The organism is Hallella faecis, assembly GCF_018789675.1.
In the GTDB taxonomy this organism is placed as follows: Bacteria; Bacteroidota; Bacteroidia; order Bacteroidales; family Bacteroidaceae; genus Prevotella; species Prevotella faecis.
Map to the genome: position 1 here is coordinate 1 of NZ_JAHKBE010000076.1, position 8638 is coordinate 8638.

Here is an 8638-nt window from a genome sequence, read left to right on the forward strand (position 1 = left end):
ATAGTTTTTGGGTTAGCATCTGCACAGCACTCCACAGGGTTTGTCGGGTGCGCCGTATACTCCATGTACCTTCATTCCACAAGAAAGTATAAAGTATGTCGCCAAACTCTTCTACAGATACCTCAATCTTGTATGTCTGTTTGATATTAGCAAGTATCTTTGAGCGGAAACGGCTGATATTGCATCCGTTGGTATTTGTGCTGTAGAAGAATTTCTGGGCAAACAACTGGTCACCTGATTTTAATCGATTGATGATTTCTTCAGACTCTTCAGTGTTGGCTTCATACCATGCTACTTCACGTGTCACAATACCCCAATAGCGGAGTTCTTCCTTTTCTGTAGTAAACTCCTTATTTGCTTCCGATACCTTGCTCATTATCTTCTGAACAAGTTCTTCATCACCTATCGTGAGTGTTTTCTTCTTACTCTCAATTTCCAAACGGACAACCTCTACAAGACCGAGGATAGTCTGCTTTGCAGTAAAATCGTTTGTTCTCATATCTGTCAAAATCCTTAAATTTATACATACAAAAAACCGAACCTTACATCGGATTTTCTGATGCAAAGTTCGGTGGATTTTGACAGGTTGGCTGTTCTTTGCTATGTGAACAATGTGAGTCTTATATCTTCATTGATTATCAATATGTTAGAGTTGTGCATTTAAACATTTTAACACTAAATCAGTGCCATGATTTTTTCAGGCAAAATAATGTGTTTTGGCAGAACTGCAAGGTGGGCTTTCATATCTTGCAAAAGGAACGGCTCTGCAGGTTCCTGCATCCTTTCGCAGGTATTTCCAATGTCTTCACGAATACTTTTCAGCACTGTGTACAAGCCTTTCTGTTGTAATTCGCCTTCTGAATTGAAATTCTTCACCATGTCGGTAAATATTGTTTCTCCATTGATGCCATAAGTCATCTCGTACAGTTTTCCAAAGAGCTGCTTGTATTGGACAATGTTCAACGTATCAACCTTGTCACCGTTTTTCTTGCGGTCTATAAGATAGATAAGATAAAGCACAAAACCTGCACTTCGACTGAAATGCACCATTAACCTCTCGTCACCTCTGCTTAGAAAGAGACGATAATGACCGTCCGTCTTTCGTGTTTTGTCAATTTTTTCAGACCAGCGTATCTCCAAATCCATTGACGAGACTTCCGCCAAATGTTTCGGATTGACGAAATCGGACATCTTCTCTTGCAATTTTGGTGATTGCCTTTGGAAGAACATTCGTAGAGTAGCAGGATCTATAGACTTAATGATAAATTCTATTTCTGCTTCCATCTTTGGGTCATGCTTCTTATGACTCTTTTTCAAGTTGTCCAATAGCCGGTCATACATTTCCATGCGTTGTTTATGGGTGATGACACCCTTAATCTCCATCTGTTCTTTGAGCTTGGCGGTGGAAGATGCCATTCCAAAGGTCGGATGGATTGTATTCGCTGATAGCGCAGCGAAATAGTTGGACTGGAAACGTTTGTCTGTTATGGCATTCCTCGCAAGTTCAACGAACTCATCTGTATTATCTTCTACAAACGAGCGGAGTAATGCCGCTATATCAAACTTTGCTATGCGTTCTGCCGCATAAATCATAAGATTGATATTTTCAAACAGCTTGTCGTTGTCAGTCTTGGCAACGATAAACCGCTTCTTTTCATTGAAACCATGTGAAGCCAACTGGATGAGAAAATTGTCACCATGTTGCTCGATATGTTCTTTTATCTTGGGGTGATTTTTTAACTCCACATTCTGGACGACCTCCAATTCATAGGTGTTGTAGTAGTCATCGCAGTCAGCAATCTGCTTAAACTGCTCCATAATGTCCACTGCACGTTTGGCTATGGCTGCCTCTGGATCGGCAATCAAATAAAGACAGTTGTCGGCAAATTGCCCTACTGCACACTGTTCTTCAATCAACTCGCCAATACAAGGCTTGTCTATAGGGTCATTATCTATGATTTTCATCTTCTTGCGCTTTTGATAGTTTGTATTTTAAGACAGCTTGCTTAATCAGATTACTGTCAGGCAAATCTTCTATTCTATATCGTACTGGCTCTTGTGGAGAATATTCCAATTCGTCAAGCAACTGATACCAGTCTGTCTTCAGTTTCTTTTTATGTGTAAAGACGAAGGTGGGCATAATCTGTAGCACCATATTCATCATCTTTGTACCGTTCACTATTTGCTGTTCAAGATAGTGCCTTCCACATTCTACAATGTTTTCTCTTATTTTCCCATCGGGGTGAGTAATGCTGTATTTTTGTGTGGATAATGCGTACTTGAACTTTCCTGTTGCCAAATGATGTCGCTCGGCATATAGTCCGGCTGTTAGATCTGCGGCCAGTTCCTGCATCCAGCGTTCACTGCAAAAAAGCATAAATTGGTACCTGTGAAGAGCTTGGTGAGCCATCTCATGAACGATACACAAAGTGAAAGCATCTTTGTTGTTGATGCCCGCAGTTCTCAGCATTTCCAAGTTGTATGAAAGCTCACATTCCCCTGCTTTGTCGCCAAGCAATACCTCCGCAAAAGATTCACATTTGCCATTTATTTCAGGTACAGGCAAGCTGAAAAACGATGCCACATCAGCAATGATACGCTGAATGTTATCTTCCGTGACTTCTTCCTTGTCATAGAAGATAGCATTGAACACATTCGCCTCATGCCGACGCATATACTTCATCCATTGCGCATTGTTGTATTCGGGCATAGGCTAACCTCACACTTTCTGCACTTTATGTAATGACATAGTATAACCACACTTTATACACCTCGTACCATTTGTTGGCTTTGCACCAGGGTAAGCTTCTTGGTAGCAGAAATGATGGTCATCTCTTGAATACTCATGATGTGGGCATTTTAGCCCACGGATTTCTTTTACTCTTGCCATATAGTCATTCTAAAAAATGAATATTAAATGGTTATAAAAATGGAATATTATCCACTATATCAGGATTACATGTTGCTTCTACACCATCAAAGAAATAATCTTTTAAAGGCTCTGTTATTGGAGACAATAACTCTCCCATAGCATAACTCTTTATTGCTGCTCCTCCTTCGGCTAATGCCATAGGAACGTTCCCGTAAGCAAGGTGAAACGTTGCCGCACCAATGTGATATATTGTACCAATGCCCATAGTTTCCCAATTTTAAATTCAACCTTGTTTTGAAGGATATATATTGGCATATTCACTTGCCAACTTTTGTTCAAACATTTTTTATGGTTCTACGGGATTTATTGTGAGTTAATTTAATGCCATTTCACATTTGCCTGTATCCGAGCTATAGGAAAAGGCTTTGCAAGGCCCTCTTTGTGATAGTTCTCCGATAGGGGAACATCCGAGATGTTAACGAATTAACAATCCAGGAATGTTAACTCACACTAAATCCTGTATAACCTTTTTTATTATTTATCTTTCGACTGATTAATTTTATCATCAATCCATTTTGACGCTTCGCTGGCGGCTTTAAAAGCCTTACCGCTAAGGAGATAGTAACCTCCCATGATTGCTAATACTGTACCCATAAGTTAAATATTTAATCGTCAAACAATTTTCCAATACACCAACCAATTCCTGCACCGATTGCTCCACCAACAGCAATGGCTCCAACAAAAGGAGCTGCCGCTACGACAAGTCCACCAACCGCAGTTCCTACAGCACTGGCTCCTGATGCTACTGCTCCTATTCCAGATGCAACTGTTGAGCCTGTGGATGCGATAGCTGTACCAACTGTAGCTCCAACTGTACCGAGTCCAGACAGGGCATTTCCGATACCAGAGGATGCTGAATTAATAGAATTAGAAAAAGAATTCACAGCATTATTACTTGCACTTGTTATAGAAGAGCCTAATGCATTTGCTCCCATCTCTGAAAGTGCGGAACCAGAAGCCATACCAACGGTTGCGCCAACAGTTCCTGTAATTGCGTTGTAGCCTAAGCTACCTGGTTTAGGAGGACGTACCATATTTTTATTGTTTTATTTGTTATACTTATGTCTTATACTACAATTTGAATTGTATTTTCAAGAATTAATGCAATGCTTGTATAGTTTGTAACCAATGTTTTCTCATTTTTCTGCATTATATCATTTAACATTGTTAAAACCGATTGCAACTATAAGTTCCAAATGGTCACCATGTATATGTTCCATTGTGGACAATCCCCATTTGCATTCCAATTCTTCGCCCAGTTTGTCTATTACCTCATGAATGTCATTTATCTTCTCCATGAAACAATTATCTTGTGGAAGTCTAATGACGAATAGCAATCCTTTTACTTGTTTGCTATCGTTTCTCTCGATAATTGAGGAAATGGAGTTATCGAGCATAACGCCAATCTCTTCAATCTTCCCAGAAACCTTTTCGGCGTCAATATCGCTGACATTAGCCTTGAAACTATCAACATCGTTTTGGTCAATGTTAATGAATCCCTGACTACTTACGATTTCAGCCAAAAGGCTATTTACTTTTTCAGTTCTCATTTCTTCTTGTTATTTTGGCTTCTCTTATAATCATCATACCACATGCCAATTTGCTTTGCTGCAATATATGAGCAATAAGCAATCATTCCTGATGTAATAACCATAATCGTTGGATTTATTATGTTACACTTAAATTATTGAAATGAAATTTGCCATTGACAGACAAATAATCTCACATAACCACTCTGATTTATGAACCACCGGCTCCAGCAGCACCACCTGCGAGAAGTCCTTTTGTTCCAAGAGCCACAGCACCTGCTGGACCACCAATTACGAAACCAATTACACCTAATGCTAAAGCACCACCTATTGCACATCCTGCACCTTTCTTAAGACCATCTGTAAATTTACTCATAATATTTATATTTTTAATTATTACTCCAACAATGATATGCTTCGTTACATATCCCTTTGTCTTTGTTTCTACTGCAAAATTACAAGGAATGAATCAGTTGGCAAAGCGCACACATTTTCTTACATTGCACTTTTACAAAAAAAAATCTGGAAGTGTGTAACTTTATGTACTCACTCCCAGATTCCATATAATGAAGCTTCAAATATATTATATAAAAGTTCCCCAATCTTGGTGTTCTTTTATAGGTATACCATTTACAGTAACCTTTTCAGGTAACACGATTGTATTGATATATTCTCCTGTGCCTATTTGGATTTCTCCTATCAGTCTGCTCCCAACAACAGTATCTATAGCATTGCGTATTTCTGAAATTCTGTTCACTACATTGGGGTATAATGGTTTCCTTTCAGAAGTTGCATTGTTAGACAAATGTGAACAAATCCATTCATATTGATTTTGAAGACATTTTTGTTCACTTGTTGTTAGGACATTAAATGCTTTGTTCATCGGAAGCCCTTTCTTGTCACCAAAGAATGACCTACACAGTATCATAATGTAAATAGCAGCCTTACCCATAGCCAATGGCAATTTTCTGTCATTAATAAACACTGCATGTAGATTAGTACTGATGTTGATATTGTATTGCTGAGGATTGTTCTTGGCTAAAGCAACCAACCTAAAAAAGGCCTTATGTATTCCATGATACAAAATCTTATCTTTAGATGGATTAAAGTCTATATGGAAATTAAATGTAACAAGTTTGTTGAAATCATGTATAAAATCGCCAATCACATCAAGAACCCTATCTTCCCCTATATTTATTTTGAGAAAATTGGCATTTGTGTCATAAACCAATCCTTTCTCAGATATATTCTTACCAATCACGCTCGAACGACCAAGCATAACCATTAGGGTTGGACGGGGACAAATGATATTGAAACCTAATTTTTCATTAAGATAGTCTTTGACAAAACTCTTGGTGTCCATCTTTATGATTTTATCAAACACTTTTTCCACTTTATCTTCAGGTATGTCAGGGAATACATACATAGACATCGCCTTAAACTTTTCTAATCCTCTTTTTTTATATTGTTCTACAATTTTAGGAATATAGATAAATTGGAAATCGATACTTGCCAATAGGTTTACTATCAAATCGTAGTTCTCCTCTATTTCTAGACTTTTACTACTATTACTATTGTCTACATACAAAATGAAACGTTTACCAATGAATATGTCTGTCAATTTGAATGACTGAACATCATATTTTGTATATGAAACATTGTTCTTCTTGATAAAATAGTCTATAGCCAATAGTAAAATAGCCTCAGAAGGAGCGCAATAGCCATCGCTATTTGCCGTCTCATTCAGAATGCCAGCAGCTTTTTCTGCTTGTTTACGCCATTGTTCCGCATGTAATTTCCTGACGGCTTCACTTTCGCTATTTTCATATGTAGGCAAATTCAATAGTTTTATAGCCTTCGCAAATGTAAGTTCTTGAGCTTGACGGAAAAGATTTCGATTGTTCTCCTCTCCGAACAAATCAGCAAACTTTGTTATTTCTTCGTCATCTATAATTTTATCTGCCATTATCAAGTCATAGACGATACGAGCCAAGGCTATGCGTTGGTCTTTTCCTAAGTCTTTAATACGACTATCCATTTCTATTTATTTTTTCTCATTTGTTATATTATTGATAGACTTGAAATCATAATGCAATTGCATTGTGGATGGGCTTTTCATAATGTACTTCCACAATGCGGTTGCGTGTATCCCTGTACATATCCGCATGATACTAAATTCCGATATGATTGCTCCCATGATGCCGCAAATGATAAACATGAGGATGCTCAACAATGATTTTGTCAAAAGAATCATTCGTATCATCTTCACGATAATACAATTCATTGTCACAACCATGCCCAAACAGCAAGATACGTTCTTGTTTGGATGTATGCAACAACATACGCCCACCTCTTTGGTTGAGCAAGCATCATCTACAACTTGCGCATTTTGCCCTTCATACAATACTGAGAGCATAGCAGCCGTTCTGTCTTTAGGGTGTATCACCAACATCATATCATTCATATACCAATGCATCAAAAAACTCAGATAGGGTTTGGTATCTCTCACTGGGGTCGAATGCCAATGCTTTTTCCAGTACATGCTTTCCCACACCGTCCAATCCCTTCTCGATTTGTCGTTCACAGGTTATTCGGAATGCTTCCTCAAATGGTATTTCTTTTAACTCTCTTGAAGACAACCAAGGATTTCCATGCTCATAACAACCGAGCGAACGAGCAAGGGCGAAGATATCTGCACGACGGTCATAGTGGGCAGTCCTTGTTTCTGGAGCTAGATACCAAATGTCACGCTTAAGCCCATCTTCCGTAAAATCAAGGAAACCTTGGTCAGGATATGAAGCTAATGGTATAGAATCTATACGGAGATCAGTGATGATTCCATTGGATTGTTTAAAACCAAAACTCACTCCAATATTATAGATACCGCCACCTTTAAGATAATCCTCGATGCGTTCCAATTCAGGGATTAAAGTGATTAATGGATTAAATAGTTCCTTGGCATAAAGTGGACGTTTCCTCCGTTCAAAGTGGGAGTAAATATAAAGTGAATTATATTCTTTGCTTTCATCCTTTTCAAAGACGATCCACGCCAACTCTACATCTTTGGTCTTCTCCAAGCCATAATCCACCACTTCTGGGAACATCTCACTTTGAAAATGAATCATAAAATCCATCTCAATAGGTATTTTCCCCAATTCAGAATCGACTTTCATCCCCTCTGGCACTTCCCACATATTATAGGTATTCATTTTTTGCCAATGCTCATCCTTGGAATCTTTGACACTAAAAGTGTGGCAAAAAGGTTGATAACCTCTTGCACCCCCAGCCACCACTTCGTGCCCCGTAATGGCAGAGACTCTTGGGGTTGTGGCATGATATGCGAATGTTCCCATAATCAATGTTGGATTAAATATTAGACATGATGATTTTTGTTCTTAATGACTTTTCCTACCAGTCGTAAGGAATAGTCGTATGGTTCGCCATCATCAAAGACAGGATAGGCTTCGACAACCCCCATTCCCAAGTCGAAGATATAGACATCATCATCATATTCTATAGTGCTACTCCAATAAGTGGTTTCGGGTGTTAGTCCAAACTTTTTAAGATTTTCTGTAGCAACGTCTTTGTCAAATTCCGTCCATTCTGTCATACGATCACATCCAGCAATCTCCTCACTTCCTATAACATCAGTTTTTCCCAATCGTGAGATAATCATATTCCACTCCTTAAAAGACGGGACATGCCATTGCAAGTATCGGTTGCCATGAGCCTGATTGTAACTTTTCGCAATATCCATGATTTCTTCAAGATCATAGGAATGATGACTATTAATGTCTTCAAAAGGCAAAATGAAATAAGCCTCTTTGGTTTCATTAAAGATGACACCCAATACCTTCTTTGTTTTTGGGAGAATGTCTACGATGCTACCGTCTTTTAATATGAATTTTCCTATCATAAAATTAGTAAGCTGTCATTTTGCCCCGTTAACCTTAAAATTCGTTTTTTAGGGGGACTTCATCCTAACTTGGCGCGTCCCTTTTCAACTGTTTTTTGCAAATCAACCATTTTTTGCTTCCAATTAGCAAACAGTGTATTTAAGAATTTCATCTTTTCATAGGAATAGTCAGCAATAGTAACTACTCAGCACCCCTATAGAAAACCTCTCGTTAATAAACCATAAACTTGATTTTGCTTATTTTCATCACTGTCACAAACT

10 protein-coding genes are annotated in these 8638 nt (G+C 38.3%); all 10 read right to left on the reverse strand.

The genetic code is table 11. From position 1 onward, the window contains the following. On the reverse strand, positions 1-499 hold a 499-nt coding region (locus KM934_RS11800), incomplete at its 3' end, for a hypothetical protein (RefSeq protein WP_215760802.1). A gap of 176 nt (positions 500-675) precedes the next feature. Continuing rightward, on the reverse strand, positions 676-1965 hold the full coding sequence (locus tag KM934_RS11805; RefSeq protein WP_215760803.1) for a hypothetical protein: 1290 nt from the start codon (positions 1963-1965) through the stop codon (positions 676-678). Then, positions 1949-2710, reverse strand: a complete 762-nt coding sequence (locus tag KM934_RS11810) for a hypothetical protein (RefSeq protein WP_215760804.1) — start codon at positions 2708-2710, stop codon at positions 1949-1951. Before KM934_RS11810 ends, KM934_RS11805 begins: the two co-directional genes overlap by 17 nt. A 211-nt stretch (positions 2711-2921) precedes the next feature. Further along, positions 2922-3137, reverse strand: a complete 216-nt coding sequence (locus KM934_RS11815; protein WP_215760805.1) for a hypothetical protein — start codon at positions 3135-3137, stop codon at positions 2922-2924. Positions 3138-3537: 400 nt separating this feature from the next. Further along, on the reverse strand, positions 3538-3966 hold the full coding sequence (locus KM934_RS11820) for a hypothetical protein (RefSeq protein WP_215760806.1): 429 nt from the start codon (positions 3964-3966) through the stop codon (positions 3538-3540). 120 nt (positions 3967-4086) lie between these two features. After that, a complete protein-coding gene (locus tag KM934_RS11825) occupies positions 4087-4482 on the reverse strand; it encodes a hypothetical protein (protein WP_215760807.1) in 396 nt (131 codons plus the stop codon). A gap of 190 nt (positions 4483-4672) precedes the next feature. Beyond that, positions 4673-4837, reverse strand: coding sequence for a hypothetical protein (locus tag KM934_RS11830; protein ID WP_215760808.1), 165 nt, complete (start codon positions 4835-4837; stop codon positions 4673-4675). Positions 4838-5044: 207 nt separating this feature from the next. Beyond that, entirely contained in the window at positions 5045-6499 is a 1455-nt protein-coding gene (locus KM934_RS11835) for a hypothetical protein (protein ID WP_215760809.1), read from the reverse strand. Positions 6500-6917: 418 nt separating this feature from the next. Further along, positions 6918-7814 carry a hypothetical protein gene (locus KM934_RS11840; RefSeq protein WP_215760810.1) on the reverse strand — a complete coding sequence of 299 codons (897 nt, stop codon included), beginning with the start codon at positions 7812-7814 and terminating at the stop codon, positions 6918-6920. Between the two features lie 20 nt (positions 7815-7834). Further along, positions 7835-8377 carry a fibrobacter succinogenes major paralogous domain-containing protein gene (locus KM934_RS11845; RefSeq protein ID WP_215760811.1) on the reverse strand — a complete coding sequence of 181 codons (543 nt, stop codon included), beginning with the start codon at positions 8375-8377 and terminating at the stop codon, positions 7835-7837. Positions 8378-8638: the final 261 nt, after the last annotated feature.